This window comes from Sporosarcina sp. P32b (assembly GCF_002743335.1).
Classification (GTDB): Bacteria; Bacillota; Bacilli; order Bacillales_A; family Planococcaceae; genus Sporosarcina.
On the sequence record NZ_PDZB01000005.1, the window covers coordinates 61,832 to 80,935 of the forward strand.

Here is a 19,104-nt window from a genome sequence, read left to right on the forward strand (position 1 = left end):
AATGATTGTAGAAGAAGTCTTGATGAATATTAGGGATTTAGATCCAAGTGAGTATGAAAGCCGTCACAAAGAGAAAGTGTACTTAGAAAGTGCACACTTAATGAAAAGAATTCAACGCGTGGAAACTGATCATGGACGTGAAATTGGCATTCGATTAAAAAACCCACGTGATTTAGAAGCGGGAGATATTCTGTTTATGGATGATAAGAATATCATTCTGATTGATGTGCTTTCTGATGATTTAATTATTATTAGCCCACGCACGATGCTTGAAATGGGGACGATTGCTCATCAGCTAGGCAATCGACATTTGCCTGCGCAGTTTGAGGATGAAGATATGCTCGTGCAATATGATTATTTAGTTGAGGATTTGTTGAAAGAAATGGGTATTCCATTTAAGCGAGAAGAACGAAAAGTAGCCAAGGCTTTCCGTCATATCGGACATAGCCATGACTAACCATGCACTATCCTTGCTGCAGCTATGCGATTCCAGTTTCCCGATCGGCTCTTTTAGCCAATCATTCGGACTGGAGACATATATTCAGAAGGACAAGGTTACAGACGCCAATACGTTTTCCGAATGGCTACATGTCTATGTGCATGAACAACTTGCTTATGCAGACGGCTTGGCTGTAAGACTTGTTTATGATGCATTGGATCAGGAAGATCTTGATAAGATTTGGGAATTGGATCGCATACTGACTGTGCAGAATCTCGCCCGCGAATCACGTGATGGTACTCAGCGCATGGGAGATCGGATGTTAGACATTGCAAAATCCATTTACAATATACCGATGTTATCTATTTACGCGCAGAAAATTCAGGACAAAGAAGCTTTTGGCCATCCGGCTATTGTATTTACAATGATTGGACATCACCTTCAAGTCGAAAAGAATACAACAATTCTATATTATTTATACTCGACGGTTGTTAGTCTTGTGCAAAATGCCGTGCGGGCTATCCCGCTTGGACAAACTGCTGGACAGAAGATTATATACACGTTTCAACAACAACTTCAACAAACAACAGATAAAATAATGGAGTTAGATCCAGAAGAGTTTGGTATCGTATCTCCAGGACTCGAGCTTTCACAAATGCAGCACGAACGTGTTGGCATACGTATTTTTAGTTCATAATGAACGCAATGAAATTGATATTAAGGATGTGCTTAGAATGGGACCAATTAAAATAGGTGTTGGCGGACCAGTTGGTGCAGGAAAAACTATGCTGGTCGAAAAGATTACACGCGCTTTAGAGGGCGAAGTAAGTATGGCGGTTATTACTAATGATATATATACGAAAGAAGATGCCAAGTTTTTAGTTGCGAACGGTATTCTTCCAGAAGACCGCATTGTCGGAGTAGAAACAGGAGGTTGTCCACATACGGCAATTCGTGAAGATGCATCGATGAACTTCGCGGCAATTAATGAATTGAAGGAAAAACATCCCGATGTTGAGCTGATTTTTGTAGAAAGTGGCGGGGATAACCTAGCAGCTACATTCAGTCCGGAACTCGTTGACTTTTCCATTTATATAATTGACGTGGCGCAAGGTGAAAAAATCCCACGTAAAGGTGGGCAAGGAATGATTAAGTCTGATTTATTTATTATTAATAAAACAGACTTAGCTCCATATGTCGGCGCAAGGCTTGAGGTAATGGAATCTGACACAAAGATATTTAGAGGAAAGAAACCGTTCTTTTTCACCAATTTAAAAGACGATCAAGGACTAGATGAAGTGGTAGAGTGGGTCAGAAAACATGCTTTATTAAAAGGACTAGGACAAGATGTCTGAATGGACAGGCGTTCTTGACCTCGTCATGGAAAATCGGCTAGGCCGCTCCGTGGCGAAAACTGTCTACTTCCAAGGCGCATTTAAAGTGATGCGTCCTGTCTATTTCAATAAGAATAGTTATCCATGCTATTATTTATTGAATCCTGGCGGTGGCTATTTAGATGGAGATCGGTATCAAATGAAAGTCACACTTGGTGAGGGAGCTATGCTGACGTTGACGACCCAGTCATCCACGAAAGTATATAGAACGCCTACCAAGCCAGTGTACCAAGAGACGATTTTCCGTATGAAAAAAGACAGTTATCTAGAGTACTTACCGGATGCACTGATTGCATACAAAGATGCCAGTTGTTATCAGAAAAATAGTATATATATGGAAAAAGGGGCAACCTTGCTGTATTCCGATATATTGACTCCCGGCTGGTCGCCGGATGGTGAAAAATTCAGTTACGACATGCTTCGTTTGAAAACAGAGATTTATATGGATGATCAGCTTGTTGCATTTGACCATATTAAACTCCATCCGGCATCACAAGATATGAATGCGTTAGGCTTTATGGAAGGATACACACATTTAGGTTCGTTAATTGTCGTTGGTGAAAAAACGAGTGATGCTCTATTGGATCGATTGTATGAGGCGATTCAACGAGAAGATGGGGAGTTTGCATTTGGATTATCCAAGCTTGCTGTTCCCGGCTTCACGATTCGCATATTAGCAAACTATACACAGGTTATAGAGCGAATTATTTCAGTCTGTCACCATATAATTAGCGACGAATGGTATCAAACGAAACCAAGTTTTTTACGGAAGTACTAGGACCTACCCGACAATTCAAAAGAGTTGTCGGGTTTTTTTACCAATTGAAGTAAAACTATATTTATAGTTGCTACGCTGAAGTTTATCAAATAGTGGAAGTATTAAAGGCCATATTTCAAATGATTGAAATATGGAATTTTGGGTATCATTATATATATGCACTATAAAGTATAAGGTCGAAACCTTACTCTACTTCCTAATTACACATAATAGGTAACATCGTTAATTGATTTGACAATCACTACTTACTGAGATATATTCAAATATCATTTGAAATGAGAAGAGAAAATGTAAGTGGGCAGGAATGGCTGAGAAATTAAATATCAGGCTAGATCGCTTGAATTAGTAGTGATGGATGAAGTAAAATAGCCTATTCTATAAAAAGAGACTTCATACTATTTTGGAGGTGTTTCCTGTGGTTGATGACTTTGAAGCAGAAAAAGTTTTTGAAGACAGGCCGTACGAGCGAATTCAGTTTAAGCTCATATTAGAAGGACGTAAGTATAAAGGTGACTATCATGAAGGTGAAATCCAGTGGCTTCATCCACATCCTAAGCAAGATGTCGGCGAAGAAGAGGTAATTGCCATAGAGGAAAAAGTTTTGGAACTGTTATCCGAGCAAGGAATTAGAAATGAAGCAGATGATATTGAAATCGAACGTTCGCTTGGTAGAAATCAAACACGGCCACTTCAGTTATTTAAATTGAAGATCCAAGGCGAAGAGTTTAAAGGGACATTTATTAATGGCGAAATCGAATGGTTTCATCCTAAACCAAGACGTAAACTAAAAGATGAGCGCGTGAAGAAAATTGAAGAAGATGTTCAGAAAAAGCTAAAAGAACATCTAGAATAAAAAAGAAACTGCGTGACTGTTTTGTACGTGAGACAGAGTGCAATCTCAATTTATTTGACCTTTCTGACAAGATATGCCTACAATGGATATACAAATGAAATAGTCGTTACCGCTAGGGGTGCTCCGTGGAGCTGAGAGAAGCAAATTGCTTTAACCCTTTAACTTGATCCGGTTCATACCGGCGTAAGGAAGTGGTGTAGATATTACGTAGCTGATTTCTGTGCTCTGTGATATCTCTCCGCCACTTCTGGTCAAGAAGTGGTTTTTTCATTTACTATGAAAAAGGGGAGAGTATACATGAAGTTCACTGAGCGTTTATTAGAGAAAACATTACCGATTTGGAGACAGAATCACAATCATCCATTTGTCCAAGAGATTGGAAATGGTACGTTGGATCAGGAGAAGTTTCGTTTTTATATGGTGCAAGACTATTTGTATTTAATTGACTATGCGAAAGTGTTTGCCGTAGGCACCATGAAAGCGACTGATGTCGAGACGATGGGGAAATTTGCTGCCTTACTTAACGGAACTCTAAACACGGAAATGGATCTTCATCGTAAATATGCAGCTCGTTTTGGCATTACCGAAGAGGAGCTTGAGAATGCCAAGCCGTCTCCAATTGTCCTAGCGTATACGCATTATATGCTACATGTTAGTCAAAACGGTTCTTTAGCAGAAGTCGTCGCTGCATTATTGCCGTGTGCGTGGAGCTACTGGGAGATTGGCAAAGAGCTTGCTGAGTTGCCAGGTGCGTTGGATCATCCGTTGTATGGTGACTGGATTCGCATGTATTCATCGAAAGACTTTGGCGAGTTGGCTACTTGGTGCTTAGAATTAATGGATGAAACGGCAGAAGGAAAGCCTGAATCGGAATTAGTGAGATTAGAGGAAATTTTCCTTAATACGACTCGTTATGAGTATATGTTCTGGGACATGGCCTATACTAAACAAATGTGGCCTGGAGTGCAGGAAGAGCAGACGATTACAATATAATAAATAAGAAACATCTGACGATTTTAGTTGGATGTTTTTTATTTAGAATCGATTGGTTATAAACAGCGCATGCTATTCTTGAAGGAGGTGTGCGCCATCTTTGCAAAATTAGGTTTGGTACTTGGAGTGTTATTGACAAGTGGGTCGGGTACTAGTGATGCGCCAATTGCTACACTCAGTAAAGTGGAAGTGCCGGCATATGCGAAATGGTCAAGACTTGCTATCAAGCAAACGATGCTCAGATATCCCCAGGCAGATATCAAGGATTATTTGCATATCGCTACCGATTCAAAGAAAGTCACAAGTGTGGAGAAGTTTCAACTTTGGTTAAAAGAGGACGAACGAGAATTTGGTGTGATCGTGACTGTCACCTATTCAGCTGAAACAGGTAAATTTATTCGCATCGACTTTCAAGAAATACCTGTTTAATAAAACAACGCCCCTATACCATATAATCTGGCGTAGGGGCGTTAATTTATTCAGAGTCTTTCTGATAAAAGAAATTGGGGGTCAAGATATCATTGACATATCGCTTGTGATAGATATGCGTGGCGGATGGTGTACATGGAAATAACACTGCCTAATTACCTGAATCTTATTTAATCTGAAAGTAAATGGCGTATCATTTCCTGCCCTGCATCTTTCGGATAGGATCGGTATAGGTGACCTGATAGGCGAACCGGGTCACCGAAGAAATATCGTTCATATTGTGTTTGTCTTGTGCCGAACGAACTCATTGTTAAATCCCAAGCTAATCGAAATAGTTGTACACGTTCTATCGCGGGTTTCGTAGCTCCTTGTAAGTACTTTGCGAGATCAGGTTGAATGGACGATTGGAAATCTCTATCTGTAGGTAACGCCACCATCCCACTCGCACCGATTAGTTGGATGATCTCACTGAAACGTGGGTAGACTTTCGGAAAAATATTACTAGCGACTTGAAGTGGTATTTCACTTGGACACATGTATCCCCATTGATTGAGGGCTGCATCGGCTTCAGATTTATCTCGTAGTGCTTTCATCGTTTCGAGCCCAATAATTATTTCTGATAGTTTCTCCTGAATGTGGAGATATTCAGATACATTAATTGTTTGGACGAGCTGCTCTGCCAAATTCAGCATAAACTCTGTTTTGACTATCTGTCTTGTAATGACTTGATGTGTAGCAAAAGGATGGAATGAACTCATAGAAAAAAACTCCGAAGCTACTTCGCGATTGTGATGAAAGAATACACGATCCCATGGGACGAGAACATTATCGAAAACAACTACAGCATCCATTTCTTCAAACCTTGAACTCAGAGGGTGATTGAATGTGGAACTCCCGCCTACGAATGACTCTCTACAAAGAAAACGTAAACCTTCTGTAGCGGAAGGAATTGAAAAGGCGAAAGCTTCATCAGAATCTCCAAGAAATGAAGGCGTGCTGAACACCAATACTTCATCCGTCACGCCGCCCTGTGTTGCAAGTAGCTTAGCTCCTTTAATGACGAGACCTTCTGATGTCTTATCTACAATCTTTGCGGAAATGGGTTCATCTGAAGTGTGAAAGGCACTTTGAGATCGATTGGTTTGTGGTGTAATGAAGGTGTGTGTAAAGGATAGGTCCTCTTCTCTTGCTCGTTCATACAGCGCTTGAATATGTTCTGGAAAACAGTTTTCCTTGCCGAGCAAGTGAGGAGAAGAAGAGGCGAAACTCATAATGACGGTATTAAGATAATCGGGACTTCTACCAAGTAAGCCGCAGGAAAGTCTTGCCCATTCTTCGGTCATTACTCTACGTTTCTGTAGATCCGCTTTGGTTTTCGGTTGTAAGTAAGAAAGGCCAATTTGCTCATTGGTGACGGGAGAAGTGTATGTCATGCGAGAACTGTGTGAAGGTGATAGTTGTAAATCATATAGAGAAGCTTTCGTTTCTATAAGTCCTTTGAAAGCAGGGTGTTTAGAAATAGGTCCTTTCAATTGTTGACCATCCAGCCAAATCTCAGTATTCTGCTCATCCATTCTACGGACAAATTCATTGCCATTTATAGCGCCCATATCATTCCTCCTGAATTTTCTAGTTACTATAGTATATTATGACATCGTCCTGAATGATCAAAACAGTTCTCGTTTTGAACAAGAGACAATAGTTTTGATACAATACAGAAAGAGTACATAGGGAATTTATCGGGATAAGCGAAAGGTGTGTTGATAAATGGATGAAGAATTGGCAATGAAGTATATCGTGGCGTGCACAAATTTATATGGGATTGTGCCTATTGAAAAAGTTGTTGAAATTTACAATGATCAAAACGAAGAAAAGGTTTCATTGGATGAAATAGAAAGCTATTTGCAGTCTACGCGGGTGCAAGAAAAACTAGAGGAAAGCTTTGTCTATATTCAATCAAATGAATTTGTAGCTGAAGCGACAAGCGAAAAAGATGAAAAGGAAAATCTGAAAAGAATTGTAGCTGGAAAGCCATATTATGTACCGGGAAAAGAAGAATTACTACGTTACATTGACGAAGAGTATTTTCAAGAAACGCCAGAGCAGTTACTAGTAAAGAATATGTTGAAAGAGGACTTCGGTAATCAATTGGATGTAGACGAAGAAGTCTCTGAACTAGTATATAATCTACAAGTAAGTGGCGGCGACTTCATGATGGAACTGTCTTTATTTGTATCTGGTCTGGAACTGCCTATAAAAGAATCCGAACGCTATATCCCTGCGATTGTCGAAGTGGCGGACACAACTAGATTATGGGAAAATTGTGGGCATACAATGAAAGAATTACAGCAACTCTAATTAGTTCATTTCAATAGACAATGCTTGACCTAGCAAGATAGAATAAGAGTACATTAAACACTTTGGAGGATATCATTCATGACTTTAAAAGAATTGACTGCAAAAGAAGTACAAGAGCAATTGGAAAGCGGTAAAGAACTCAATATCATTGATGTACGTGAAGATGATGAAGTATCGGAAGGCATGATTCCAGGTGCACAACATATCGCTCTCGGCAATCTACCTATCGAAATGCATGACTTGAATGCAGAAACACCTTACATCTTAGTATGCCGTTCAGGCGGCAGAAGTGGCCGTGCACAAGAGCTTATGGCAGACGAAGGTTTTGATGTAACAAACATGTTAGGCGGCATGCTAGCATGGGAAGGCGAAACAAAATAATAGACTAAACGAAAGCTGTCGTAAGAAGTGAAAACTTCTTGCGACAGCTTTTTTTATTAAAAGGGATAGAAGTTGGAACACAGCGCAACGATGCATCCCGTCCTCTAATTCACTAATCCGCTACAGTGTAGACATAACCTTAAAAGTCCAAGCGTATAGTGAAAGAAAAAGGCGGTGTCTGTATGAAAAAGTGGCTTGTAGCAGGGTTGCTAATAATTTTCTCATTAGGTGGAGTTTTATATGGAGTCAAAGCATCTGATCGTGGTTTCTTTCTGCCCTCGGAGCTTGGTGGGGTAAGTATCCTCATTGACCCTGGACATGGTGGGGAAGACGGAGGTGCTTCGGCAGGCGAACTTATTGAAAAAGATATTACGTTAAACATTTCCCATGAAGTGAGTAAACTATTAAAGAAAAAAGGTGCAACTGTAGAAATGACGAGGGAGAAAAGTGGAGATGCAGTAGCAGAACATGCGCCATCCGAGAAGTTTACTTCGTTGAGAAGCAGAAAGTTCGCTGACTTGAAACTGCGTGAAAGCATGGCAGTCGATTCGAAGCCGGATATGTTTATTAGCGTGCACGTTAACGCGATACCAGAAGAACGTTGGAGAGGGGCGCAAGTATTCTATCATCCAGGTGGTCATCCGGAAGGTAAGCAATTGGCTACGTCTATCCAAAATGAATTGCGTGATCAGTTGAAAAATACTGAGCGGGAAGCTATGAAAATCACAGGGGTCTATTTATTGAAAAAAGTACCGGTTCCAGCTGTATTGGTAGAAACGGGTTTCCTGTCCAATCCGGAAGAAAGAAAACTGTTGGCAAATAAATCGTATCAGAAAAAAGTAGCTGCGGCGATCGTAGATGGAATAGTGAAATATCAACTTGCTGATGAGCAATGAAGCATATGACGTTTGGGTAAATAGGGAATATGATATACTGAAAAGGAGTGAATGAATTCATTAAGGAGTGTTGAATTTGATTAATGAACAACAAGTCCGTGAACTGATTGGCGCATTGGAAGATCCGTTTTTACATAAAACATTGGCAGAAACGAATGGTATTGTGGATGTAACCATTAAACCAGAGAAAGAACACGTCAGTGTTAAAGTCGCGATTGCGAAAGTGAATACCGGAGAGCAATTGACGCTACAATCAAAAGTAGTAGAAGTGTTGAAAGAAGCAGGTGCCGACTCAGTAGGTATTCGATTTGAAGAGTTGCCTAAAGAAGTATTAGAGCAATTCCGTGGTACTGTTACTGAAGCGGAAACACAAGATATCTTATCCCCCGTATCCAATATTGAATTTATATCGATTGCATCTGGTAAAGGAGGCGTAGGGAAGTCTACGGTCTCCGTTAACTTAGCAGTAGCCCTAGCCAGACGGGGTAAAAAAGTTGGCTTGATCGATGCGGATATTTATGGATTCAGTGTACCGGATATGATGGGTATTACAGCTATGCCTGAAGTACGGGAAGATCGCATCATGCCGGTAGAACGTTTTGGTGTTAAAGTAATTTCAATGGGCTTCTTTGTTGAAGATAATGCACCCGTTGTATGGCGTGGACCTATGCTTGGGAAAGTGTTGGATCAATTTTTCCGCGACGTGGACTGGGGCGAGTTGGATTACTTGTTGCTCGACTTACCACCAGGAACAGGTGACGTAGCGCTTGATATTCATCAAATGATTCCAGCATCAAAAGAAATTGTCGTTACTACTCCACACCCAACAGCAGCATTCGTTGCAGCACGCGCAGGGGCGATGGCGTTACAGACTGAACATGAGTTACTCGGAGTTATTGAAAACATGTCTTGGTTCGCATCGAAAGCGACAGGCGAGAAAGAGTATGTCTTTGGGCAAGGCGGCGGTGTTCGTCTTTCTGAAGAACTTCGTACTGAATTATTAGGACAAATCCCTCTCGGTCAGCCTGACTGGAACGAAACGGATTTTGCACCTTCCGTCTATGCAGAAGATCATCCGATAGGAAAAATCTATTTAGATGTTGCTGATACGGTAATTAAAAAAACAGAAAAATAAAATGTAACAGACGAAGAAAGGATTATTTTCCTTCTTCGTCTGTTTTTTCTTCTTCTTTACCGCCATCTTTAGCGGATTCCCCTCCAGCACCTTTTCCTGCCTTCATAATCAGTTCTTGCCACTTCGCTTGCATGAGGGGACTATTGATTGTATCCTCTATGGCCTTCTCCATTTCCTTCTTGAGCGTTGCTGAATTCACGATGTTCTCCATTTGTTTCATCATGTCTGGTTGACCAAAAAACTTCTCCATTTCTTTTTGAAAAGAAGCGTCTCCCATCAAATCTTTCATGATATCCGCTTGTTGCTTTTTCATGCTTTTTGCGATGGATTCGGTGAATTTTGGATCTTCAAAAGCTGTTTTCCAAAAACGTTCGCCTTCTTTAGAAAGCAATACATTTTCAATGCTCTGCTTGACCTCGGGTTGTTCAAGTACTAGTAACTCCCTGAATTCGGGATCTGTCATCAATTTACGGAGTGCCTTTTTTCCGTCTTCCGTCTGGATTGCATCTGTCATCATCTTTTTCATCTCATCATAGCTTGGTGCCGCCTGATGACCTCCGCTGCAACCTGTAAGAAATAGAAGGAATAGAAAAAGAACAGCAAATTTTTTCATTCCACTCAACCTTCCACTTGTATTTTCATTTATTGTTCACAATATAAGAAGGAATATGCATGAATCGTTCAATGAAATAGATTTTTTTGTCGATCGTTGATACACTAGGATGGACATGATAAAAAGGGGAACAGTGCTGTGACAATACGAAATTGGGTTAAATTTTTCTTACGCGCAATGGCAATTGGCGGAGCGATTACAGCGGTTGTCGGTCTAATTGTACGTTGGGACTTTTTTTATGGATACTTACAGGCAGGCGAGATCTGGCAATTTCTTGGTGCCTTTTTATGGATGATTTTCTTAGGATTTACGATGAGTGTAGTCGCGCAGATGGGCTTCTTCGCCTATTTGACCGTTCATCAGTTCGGTGTCAATATGTTCCGTACACTTACCTTGTGGAACTGGGTTCAAATGCTGATCATAGTAGTCGTGCTGTTTGACTTAGTTTTCTTCCGCTTCCAATTGACGAAAGCAGATACGAGCCGCACGGTTCTGTATATTTTCTTACTGATTACTTTGATTGCAGTATCCGTAGTGACAGCGTACTTCAAAGCACAGTGGACGAAAAAACATGCATTGATTTCTGCATTATTTTTCATGATTGTCATCACGACGCTTGAATGGTTGCCGGCACTTATGGTTACTTCAGGTAATAAAGATGAATGGGTAACCATTCTTTTATTCCCACTACTCGCAGTGAATGCTTATCAATTATTAGTATTGCCTAAATACAATAAGCAATCCGATATTGATAAAGAAAAGCTGGATAAACGTAGAAATGAAAGAAAAAAGACGAAGAAACAAGTAGAGAAATCTAAAAAGAACTGACAGGAGATCATCTCCCGTCAGTTCTTTATTGTGGAATTTTTTTTGTTTTCACAGTTGACTGAAATAACAAGTCTTCTACAGATTGAAAAGTACGGCTGGCAATTAGTCGCTGAATATCAGCTATCGCTACGTGTTCATTTTGAGCATATGGAACGGCAATAATTTCTCCCTTAGCAGCCTTCGGTAGTGTGCCGCCAGACCAATGAACGGTAGATCCTAAAGCATTGATTTCTGCTTCGTTCAATTCTTGTAGGAGTGTTAAGGGGAATTCTTCATCTGTCGTCCGGAACCAAAGAGGACGCATGCTAAACAACTCTTCAAACGTTTGAAGTTGCTCGCTTAAAAGATTGGAATCACTTTCATACTGTTGACCCTCAGTGCCGAGTAATGCGACAGGAAGAGAACGTTGCTTAATTTTCTCTGTAATGTGAGGGAAGCGTGAAGCCCAGTCACTATCGATAAATAATAGAGGATAGGGCTGCGACAGGTTTTCAAGAAGTTCCTCCACTTCTTTTTCACCGAATGAAATATTAATGGTCAATGCCGAACCTTGGATACCTTTCACTATCACTGCAGGTTGTTCAGTCAATCGGAAAACTGTCTTCAAGGTAGAAGAAGGCTTGGCCAATTGGGGAACGAAAGCTAAGAATATTGCAATCAATACAAAAAGGAAGAGAAGTTTTTTTATCATGCCAATCTCCTTAATTATGTGAAGTCTAAACTATTGTATGAAAAACTCTTGACGTCTATGACTAAGCCCACTATAATTAAAAAAGCTTGAGTGATTTAAAAGTATCTGTTGCACAGAGTTAGCAAGCATGCTATAATGGTTTTTGTCGTCAAGCGTACTAAACATATTATTATTCCGCAGTAGCTCAGTGGTAGAGCAATCGGCTGTTAACCGATCGGTCGTAAGTTCGAGTCTTACCTGCGGAGCCATTTTTTTTATGCTTCCATAGCTCAGCAGGTAGAGTGCTTCCATGGTAAGGAAGAAGTCGCCGGTTCGAGTCCGGCTGGAAGCTCCATGAAGACTATCATGGCCCCTTGGTCAAGCGGTTAAGACACCGCCCTTTCACGGCGGTATCACGGGTTCGAATCCCGTAGGGGTCACCAATTAACTTTTAAAAGAAAAACAGCAATGCGAAGCTTATCGCAATTTTAACTAGGTGGGGTAGCGAAGTGGCTAAACGCGGCGGACTGTAAATCCGCTCCCTCCGGGTTCGGCGGTTCGAATCCGTCCCCCACCACCATTTTTGTTTCACCTTTAAAAACTAACCAGCTATACATTGGGGTATAGCCAAGCGGTAAGGCAACGGACTTTGACTCCGTCACTCGTTGGTTCGAATCCAGCTACCCCAGCCATTTTATTAAAGTACCTACAATTCAATAATAAATCCGTCGAATCCTTATTATTAATAAATAATAAAGGGTTTTTTTGTTGTGTAAAATACTTAATCATATAGAACAATTACAATTATCATGTATAATAATCTGTAACACATATAGGTAGTTTATCTTGTATGGACAATGAAAAATAACCAGATATAGGGATTGTGATATAGCTATGCAAGAGTTTCTAAACGGTATGGATGTATTTGTTAAGTCTAGTAGTGAAAAAGAATTACAAAAGGTTCTTAGTGATATTGCCTATACATTAGAACAGGCAGCTATCGTCGTAATCACTGACTCAAAAGGAACGATTCAATATGCCAACCAACACTTTGAAAAAATCTCAAAATATTCAAGGGAAGAATTAATTGGCGCTAATCAACGTATTGTAAACTCAGGTTATCATGACGCAGCATTCTTTAAAGAGATGTGGGCAACAATCGGGACGGGTAATACTTGGCGTGGCTATATATGCAATCGTGCTAAGGATGGGTCAACTTACTGGGTAGACACAACGATTGTTGCATTTTTAAATGGTAAAGGAAAACCTTATCAATACATCGCAATTCGCTATGACATTTCCGAGAGAAAGAAAATGGAACTAGAGATCCAAAAAAATGCGGATCTTTACGAAATTATTACGGATAATGCATCTGATTATATTGCGATCATTGATCGGCAAGGGAAGTTCTACTATGTTTCTCCTTCTTTTCAGAAGCTTCTTGGACATTCAGTGGACGAACTATATTCCAATTCATTGTATTCTTATATCTATAAGAAAAATCGTCAAAAAGTAGAAAAGAAAATTTTGCAATTTGGAGGATATCAACGCCAATCACTTAATTTGGAGTTTTCTTTTTTAGATAGTAGAAATGGATTACATATTATGGAGGCCAAGATTGATGAAGTAAAGGAATTGATTGAATATGAAGACAAACTTTTAGTCGTCATGCGAGATGTTACAGAACGTGTGAAATCAGACGAGAAAATTAAGTATCTAGTCTATAATGACCAATTGACTTCCTTAATGAACAGAAATTCATTTAGAGAACAGATGGCTTTGGCATTTGAAAGAGCACGTACCCGCAATCAATTATTTGCACTTGTTCATATGAATATTGATCGTCTACGCTATGCAAATGATTTACTTGGGCATGAAGCGGGAGACTATTTATTGGCAATGGTTGGAGAACGACTGAAAAAGAGAACAGGTCCTGAAAGCCTGTTAGCCCGTATTGCGGGAGATGAATTCGCATTCATCATATCCGGATTGAAGGACAGAGAAGAGTTCTTCAATCATGCGGAGGAGATTCGTACTTTTTTGGAACAACCTATCCAAGTTGGAAAACAAAACTACACATTGTCTATAAGTTGTGGTGTGTCTTTGTATCCCGAACACGCCAATCAACCTTCCGATTTGGTTACTAAAGCTACATTGGCATTAGGTAAGGCGAAGTTACAAGGTGGCGGCGATACAGTAATGTACGAGCCGGGTACTTCAAAGATGTCATTAGAGCGAATTTTGTTGGAAAATGAATTGAGAAAAAGCGTGCAACAACAACATTTTTATCTTGAGTATCAACCGAAAGTGTTACTGGATACAGGTAAGTTGACTGGCGTAGAAGCACTTGTACGTTGGAAACATCCGGATTTAGGTATTATTCCGCCTAATAAATTCATTCCGCTCGCTGAGGAAACGAAAATCATCATACCACTTGGAGAATGGATCTTGCGTGAAGTATGTAGGCGTGCAGAGATAGAAGCTGCGGCTGGTGAAACATATCGGTTTGCTGTGAATGTCTCAACAATCCAAATGAAAGAAGAGGGCTTTGTTGACTCTGTATTGAATATCATTAAAGAATACCATGTACCACCTGAGATGTTAGAATTAGAACTCACAGAAAGTTCATTTATGGATACGGATGGCATGAAAGAATCCATTCAAAGGCTCCGCAGTGAAGGCATTACTGTTGCGATTGATGACTTCGGTACAGGTTATAGTACATTCAGCTATATTAAAGAGCTTCCAGCCGATACGTTAAAAATTGATATGTCTTTTGTTCGGGATATATTGGAAAATGAAAACAGTCAAGCTATTGTCAAAGCGATTGTAACTCTTGCGGATACGGCGGGATTGAATGTAGTGGCAGAAGGAATAGAACTACCTGAGCAAGTAAAAATGCTCTATGAGTTAGGGTGCCGTGAAGGGCAAGGCTATTATTACGGCCGACCGATGTCACTAGAAGGCGCGAGTGAAATTAGAGAATACCGTTCTACATAAAAATATGAATATCAGGTGGGAGGATAACTATGCGCGAACTAGACATTTCTTTAATCGGAGTCCCCGTGGATCTTGGTCAGAGCCGGCGTGGAGTAGATATGGGACCAAGCGCGATTCGCTATGCAGGAGCGGTAGATCGCCTGCAGGCATTGGGGCATCATGTAACAGACGAAGGGAATATTTCGGTTTCTCCTATTCATGATCTATCGTGTAATGAAGCAGGATTGAAGAACTTAACGGAAGTGACAGAAGCGACTGAAGAGCTTGCTGCGAAAATTTCAGCCATAGTAAAGGACAAAAAGTTTCCATTAGTGCTTGGTGGAGATCATAGTATTGCAATAGGTACACTTGCAGGGTTGACGGAACACTATAAAAATCTTGGTGTTATTTGGTATGATGCGCATGCAGATATGAATACGAGCGAAACATCTCCGTCAGGAAATATCCATGGTATGCCGCTTGCGGTCAGTATGGGGCTGGGACATGACCAATTGGTAAATGTGCATAGTGAGGGAGCGAAAATCAATCCTAAAAACGTGGTAATCATTGGAGCACGCTCAGTAGATCCTGGTGAACGACAATTGATTAAAGAAAAAGGCGTAAAAGTATTTACTATGCACGAAATCGACCGTTACGGAATGTCAGCGGTCATACAGCAAACACTTGAATATTTTGCATCAAGAAAAGTAGATGGTGTTCATTTGTCATTAGACTTGGACGGTTTGGATCCATTGTATACACCGGGAGTTGGAACGCCGGTGCCAGGTGGGATCACATACCGTGAAAGTCATCTGGCTATGGAATTGCTAGAAGATGCAAATGTTGTTACATCCGCGGAATTCGTTGAGGTTAATCCTATACTCGACAAGTACAATAAGACAGCTGATGTGGCAGTCGGCCTGATGGGATCATTATTTGGTGAAAAACTACTATAATTCGTTGAAGTGATTAAAGCCTGCGGGTTTTGATCACTTTTTGTATTAAGGAAATCGCTATCACTGATAGTCTGAATAATGATAAAGTAGAGATGGACATAATAAATGAAAAAAGTGAAACCAAATGTAGTTTCTAACGTATATAAAGGGACAGCCGCATGAGAGCGGAGAGTGAAGCCTATTGGACGAATTAATTAACAAACGAGTAAAAGAAGTTTTACATGGTAATCAGGAAGCTTTTGAGGAAATCGTCATCCATTTTCAACACCGTCTATATCAAGTTTGCTACCGAATGTTGAACAATGCAGCAGAGGCGGAAGATATTGCACAAGAAGCCTTTGTGCGCGCTTATGTAAATTTGGAAACCTATGATCAAAAGCGGAAATTTTCTACTTGGTTGTATCGTATTGCCACCAATTTATGTATTGATCGTATACGTAAGAAAAAACCCGATTACTACTTGGATGCTACAGTTCCAGGGACTGAAGGCTTGGACATGTATTCGCAAATCGCAATGGTACAACAGTTACCTGAAGAAGAAGTAGAAAAGATGGAAATGAAAGATCGTGTTCAATATGAAGTAAACAGGCTGCCCGATAAATACCGCACGATTATTATTTTACGATATATGGAAGACCTACAGTTGCAGGAAATCGCTGACATCTTGGAGATGCCACTCGGCACAGTAAAAACACGAGTACATCGAGGACGAGAAGCGCTTCGGCAACAAATGGGGAGTATGTAGGAGGTTAGATTCATGGAAAAATGTCCTAAACATGTTGTCCATTATATGCATGCGTTTTTAGATGGTGAAATCACCAATGAAGAAGAGCAGATTATGAACGAACATTTGAAGTTATGTGTTGAGTGCAGAGAAACATTTGAGGAACTAGAGCAAACCGTTACTTTATTTAAGGCTGTAGATGTAGTGGAAGCACCCACTGGTTTTGTCAATGGCGTGACTGCAAGATTGCCAAGACAGACGGTTAAGAAAGGTCCGAATAAGTGGTTACGTCAACATCCATTTATGGTGGCGGCTGCGATGTTTTTACTACTGATGAGTGCATCTTTCTTCTCGAGTTTTGAAAATGAACAGCAGTTTTCGTTTACGAAACAGCCTAATCTGGTTGTTGAGGGAGAAACGGTTGTTGTACCGGCAGGCGAAACAGTTGTTGGAGACCTTGTCGTGAAGAATGGGAACCTTCGAATAGAAGGAGAGGTTGATGGCGATGTCACGGTCATTAGAGGTTCTAAGTATATGGCTTCGACTGCGGTTATAACGGGATCAAGTGAAGAAATCAATGAAATCTTTGATTGGCTGTGGTATAAGATGAAATCTGTGGCAAAGGAAATTATCCCTGCGTCGAAAGAAGAAAAGCTTGAAAATGAGTGATAAAATAAATTACAAAGTGATGCGGCTTACGGGCTTATGCATCACTTTTTTAATTTTCACTCAGACGTACAATACCCTTTAGTTGGGCATGTCAGTTGGGAATTATGTTATACTAAATTTATAAGAACTTTTTTAAAAGGTAGGGGAAGCACATGCCGGGTTTGGAGCAAGCAACAACGTTAGCACCAATAGAAATACTGAAAAATATTGTGGATGTGCTTCTTGTTTGGTTCGTACTATATAAATTAATTACCATTATTAAAGGAACAAAAGCTGTCCAATTATTAAAAGGTATATTTGTGATTTTAATCGGTCGCTATATTACGGAATGGCTCGGTTTGAAGACACTTCAATGGATGATGGAAGAAGTACTGCGATTCGGTTTTTTGGCTGCAATCATTATATTCCAGCCAGAATTGCGTAGAGCGTTAGAACAGCTAGGACGGGGCAGACTCTTTGCGCGGACTGCTATGCAGGAGGAAGAAGAACGTGATCGACTAATTGAGGCATTCGTCAAATCCGTTAGTTATATGGCGAAGCGACGTATTGGTGCGTTAATCACGATTGAGAAGGAAACAGGTCTTAGTGAATATATCGAAACAGGCACCCCCATGAATTCACATATTACTTCCGAGCTTCTCATTAATATCTTCATTCCAAACACACCGCTACATGACGGTGCAGTCATTGTGACGAAAAATCGTATTGCTGCTGCGGGTTGTTATTTACCTTTGTCGGAAAGTCCGTTTATTTCTAAAGAGCTCGGTACACGACATCGTGCGGCACTTGGTATCAGTGAGGTCACTGATTCGGTAACTATCATTGTTTCCGAAGAAACGGGTGCTATAAGTCTGGCTGCGGATGGGGAAATTAACCGAAAATTAGATATCGAGGAATTTGAAAAGCTATTACGTATTTCATGGTTCGGTAACACTACAGGACAAACAGATACTTCTCTATGGAAGTGGGGGAAGAGAAAAAATGGATAAATTCATGGATAGCCCCTGGTTTCTACGACTGACTGCTCTGTTTTTAGCAATTATGCTGTTTTTATCAGTAAAAGCAGAGGACCAATCAAGTCGTAATACAATAGGCGATGTGTTTGATCTCATGCAAGACGTACCCGTAGAAGTATACTACGATACGGAAAATTTAGTAGTAACCGGAGTACCTGACATGGTCAATATGACAATTGAAGGACCCGCCCAAATTGTACAGACTACTAAATTGCTAAAGGACTTTACATTGAAATTAGACTTGCAAAACTTGACACTTGGTGAACATAGTGTGCGTATACAAGCAGAAAATTTATCAGATAAACTGGATGTTCGGCTAGACCCTGCAACAGTTACTATCAATATTGAGGAAAAGGTAACTCAATCATTTCGTGTTGATCCAGAGATGAATACTAGATTGCTAGCAGAAGGCTATGAAGTGAAAAGCATGGGCGTCCAACCCTCTTCAATTAATGTTACAGGTGCGAAAAGCGTGGTGGATGCCATTAGTTTCGTAAAGGTCTCTATTGCTAGTGACGGTAGCCTAGATAAGCCTTTTGAGCAAAAGTCACGTGTTCGTGTGTTGGATCGGGACTTGAATAAGCTATCCGTTGCATTAGATCCGGAAGAAGTCACCGTCAAAGTGGATATTCAGGAATATAGTCGTGAAATTCCGTTGAAGTTGCAACAAAAGGGACAATCTCCGGATGGAATAACGATTGAAAGTGCCGTACCCGAAGTTCAATTCATTCGTATGTACGGTCCAAAGAGTTCAGTGGACGCAATTAAAGATATTCCAGTAGAACTGGATATAGATAAAATAGATAAATCCGGGAAAGTGGAAGTAGATGTGAAAAAGCCAGAAGGAATTACTAAAGTGACACCTGCTAAATTAAAAATCCAGGTGAAGGTTTCAGGTGAAATATCCGACGTATCGAAAAAGACGGATGATACTAAAGAATCGTAAAGCACGTACCAAACATGATCTACTAAGATAAGATCGAAAGGAAGAAT

The 19,104-nt window shown here is 40.4% G+C and carries 22 protein-coding genes, 5 tRNA genes and 1 riboswitch; of the genes, 23 read left to right on the forward strand and 4 right to left on the reverse strand.

The features are described from left to right. The first annotated feature begins 1 nt into the window (after position 1). The 7 genes from ureE to CSV64_RS05805 all read left to right on the forward strand — a co-directional run bounded on the left by ureE (position 2) and on the right by CSV64_RS05805 (position 4,886). Positions 2-457, forward strand: coding sequence for an urease accessory protein UreE (gene ureE / locus CSV64_RS05775; RefSeq protein ID WP_099633815.1), 456 nt, complete (start codon positions 2-4; stop codon positions 455-457). Continuing rightward, positions 450-1,136, forward strand: coding sequence for an urease accessory protein UreF (locus CSV64_RS05780; RefSeq protein WP_099633816.1), 687 nt, complete (start codon positions 450-452; stop codon positions 1,134-1,136). The genes ureE and CSV64_RS05780 overlap by 8 nt, the downstream gene beginning before the upstream one ends. A 37-nt stretch (positions 1,137-1,173) precedes the next feature. Beyond that, on the forward strand, positions 1,174-1,794 hold the full coding sequence (gene ureG, locus CSV64_RS05785; protein WP_085427438.1) for an urease accessory protein UreG: 621 nt from the start codon (positions 1,174-1,176) through the stop codon (positions 1,792-1,794). Further along, a complete protein-coding gene (locus CSV64_RS05790) occupies positions 1,787-2,611 on the forward strand; it encodes an urease accessory protein UreD (protein ID WP_099633817.1) in 825 nt (274 codons plus the stop codon). The genes ureG and CSV64_RS05790 overlap by 8 nt, the downstream gene beginning before the upstream one ends. Before the next feature lie 415 nt (positions 2,612-3,026). After that, entirely contained in the window at positions 3,027-3,464 is a 438-nt protein-coding gene (locus CSV64_RS05795; protein ID WP_233190411.1) for a HicA family toxin-antitoxin system, read from the forward strand. 104 nt (positions 3,465-3,568) lie between these two features. Beyond that, a riboswitch (TPP riboswitch) is annotated at positions 3,569-3,671 on the forward strand. A gap of 90 nt (positions 3,672-3,761) precedes the next feature. Further along, positions 3,762-4,457: a thiaminase II gene (tenA, locus tag CSV64_RS05800; RefSeq protein ID WP_099633819.1), complete on the forward strand. Its 696-nt coding sequence runs from the start codon at positions 3,762-3,764 to the stop codon at positions 4,455-4,457. Between the two features lie 27 nt (positions 4,458-4,484). Further along, positions 4,485-4,886, forward strand: a complete 402-nt coding sequence (locus CSV64_RS05805; RefSeq protein ID WP_233190412.1) for a DUF3889 domain-containing protein — start codon at positions 4,485-4,487, stop codon at positions 4,884-4,886. A gap of 46 nt (positions 4,887-4,932) precedes the next feature. Here CSV64_RS05805 and CSV64_RS17080 read toward each other — a convergent pair whose 3' ends face one another. Continuing rightward, a complete protein-coding gene (locus CSV64_RS17080) occupies positions 4,933-5,034 on the reverse strand; it encodes a nitric oxide synthase oxygenase (protein ID WP_143565194.1) in 102 nt (33 codons plus the stop codon). 22 nt (positions 5,035-5,056) lie between these two features. Beyond that, positions 5,057-6,496, reverse strand: coding sequence for a 4-hydroxyphenylacetate 3-monooxygenase, oxygenase component (gene hpaB, locus CSV64_RS05810; protein ID WP_099633820.1), 1,440 nt, complete (start codon positions 6,494-6,496; stop codon positions 5,057-5,059). Positions 6,497-6,653: 157 nt separating this feature from the next. On the opposite strand from hpaB, the gene CSV64_RS05815 reads away from it, so the two are divergent. The 4 genes from CSV64_RS05815 (at position 6,654) to CSV64_RS05830 (ending at position 9,656) form a co-directional block, all read left to right on the forward strand. Beyond that, the gene (locus tag CSV64_RS05815) at positions 6,654-7,244 is read left to right on the forward strand and encodes a hypothetical protein (protein ID WP_099633821.1); all 591 of its coding nucleotides are present in this window, start codon (positions 6,654-6,656) and stop codon (positions 7,242-7,244) included. 78 nt (positions 7,245-7,322) lie between these two features. Further along, the gene (locus CSV64_RS05820; RefSeq protein ID WP_099633822.1) at positions 7,323-7,625 is read left to right on the forward strand and encodes a rhodanese-like domain-containing protein; all 303 of its coding nucleotides are present in this window, start codon (positions 7,323-7,325) and stop codon (positions 7,623-7,625) included. 182 nt (positions 7,626-7,807) lie between these two features. Beyond that, positions 7,808-8,521, forward strand: coding sequence for an N-acetylmuramoyl-L-alanine amidase (locus CSV64_RS05825; RefSeq protein ID WP_099633823.1), 714 nt, complete (start codon positions 7,808-7,810; stop codon positions 8,519-8,521). A gap of 76 nt (positions 8,522-8,597) precedes the next feature. Continuing rightward, positions 8,598-9,656 carry an Mrp/NBP35 family ATP-binding protein gene (locus CSV64_RS05830; protein WP_099633824.1) on the forward strand — a complete coding sequence of 353 codons (1,059 nt, stop codon included), beginning with the start codon at positions 8,598-8,600 and terminating at the stop codon, positions 9,654-9,656. 22 nt (positions 9,657-9,678) lie between these two features. Here the strand turns inward: CSV64_RS05830 and gerD are convergent, their stop codons facing one another. After that, positions 9,679-10,269, reverse strand: coding sequence for a spore germination lipoprotein GerD (gene gerD, locus CSV64_RS05835; protein WP_099633825.1), 591 nt, complete (start codon positions 10,267-10,269; stop codon positions 9,679-9,681). Between the two features lie 138 nt (positions 10,270-10,407). Between gerD and CSV64_RS05840 the strand changes: the two genes are divergently transcribed. Next, positions 10,408-11,097 carry a KinB-signaling pathway activation protein gene (locus tag CSV64_RS05840; protein ID WP_099633826.1) on the forward strand — a complete coding sequence of 230 codons (690 nt, stop codon included), beginning with the start codon at positions 10,408-10,410 and terminating at the stop codon, positions 11,095-11,097. A gap of 25 nt (positions 11,098-11,122) precedes the next feature. Here CSV64_RS05840 and CSV64_RS05845 read toward each other — a convergent pair whose 3' ends face one another. Further along, positions 11,123-11,788 (reverse strand): polysaccharide deacetylase family protein, encoded by a 666-nt coding sequence (locus CSV64_RS05845; protein WP_099633827.1) that lies wholly within the window; start codon positions 11,786-11,788, stop codon positions 11,123-11,125. Between the two features lie 173 nt (positions 11,789-11,961). Here CSV64_RS05845 and CSV64_RS05850 point away from each other — a divergent pair. From CSV64_RS05850 to CSV64_RS05900, 11 genes are all read left to right on the forward strand, one after another. Then, positions 11,962-12,036 (forward strand) — tRNA-Asn (locus CSV64_RS05850). A gap of 10 nt (positions 12,037-12,046) precedes the next feature. After that, a tRNA-Thr gene (locus CSV64_RS05855) sits at positions 12,047-12,122 on the forward strand. A 13-nt stretch (positions 12,123-12,135) separates the two neighbouring features. Further along, positions 12,136-12,210, forward strand: a tRNA-Glu gene (locus CSV64_RS05860). Between the two features lie 52 nt (positions 12,211-12,262). Then, positions 12,263-12,347: transfer RNA gene (locus tag CSV64_RS05865), tRNA-Tyr, on the forward strand. Positions 12,348-12,384: 37 nt separating this feature from the next. After that, positions 12,385-12,459: transfer RNA gene (locus tag CSV64_RS05870), tRNA-Gln, on the forward strand. Positions 12,460-12,661: 202 nt separating this feature from the next. Further along, complete coding sequence (locus tag CSV64_RS05875; protein WP_099679266.1) at positions 12,662-14,767, forward strand: sensor domain-containing protein; 2,106 nt, start codon at positions 12,662-12,664, stop codon at positions 14,765-14,767. 29 nt (positions 14,768-14,796) lie between these two features. Then, complete coding sequence (rocF, locus tag CSV64_RS05880; protein ID WP_099633829.1) at positions 14,797-15,702, forward strand: arginase; 906 nt, start codon at positions 14,797-14,799, stop codon at positions 15,700-15,702. A 181-nt stretch (positions 15,703-15,883) separates the two neighbouring features. Next, a complete protein-coding gene (sigW, locus tag CSV64_RS05885; protein WP_099633830.1) occupies positions 15,884-16,447 on the forward strand; it encodes an RNA polymerase sigma factor SigW in 564 nt (187 codons plus the stop codon). Between the two features lie 12 nt (positions 16,448-16,459). Further along, positions 16,460-17,095: an anti-sigma factor family protein gene (locus CSV64_RS05890; RefSeq protein ID WP_099633831.1), complete on the forward strand. Its 636-nt coding sequence runs from the start codon at positions 16,460-16,462 to the stop codon at positions 17,093-17,095. Between the two features lie 152 nt (positions 17,096-17,247). Further along, entirely contained in the window at positions 17,248-18,084 is an 837-nt protein-coding gene (gene cdaA / locus CSV64_RS05895) for a diadenylate cyclase CdaA (protein ID WP_099630572.1), read from the forward strand. After that, positions 18,077-19,057 (forward strand): CdaR family protein, encoded by a 981-nt coding sequence (locus tag CSV64_RS05900; protein ID WP_099633832.1) that lies wholly within the window; start codon positions 18,077-18,079, stop codon positions 19,055-19,057. The genes cdaA and CSV64_RS05900 overlap by 8 nt, the downstream gene beginning before the upstream one ends. Positions 19,058-19,104 lie beyond the last annotated feature (47 nt).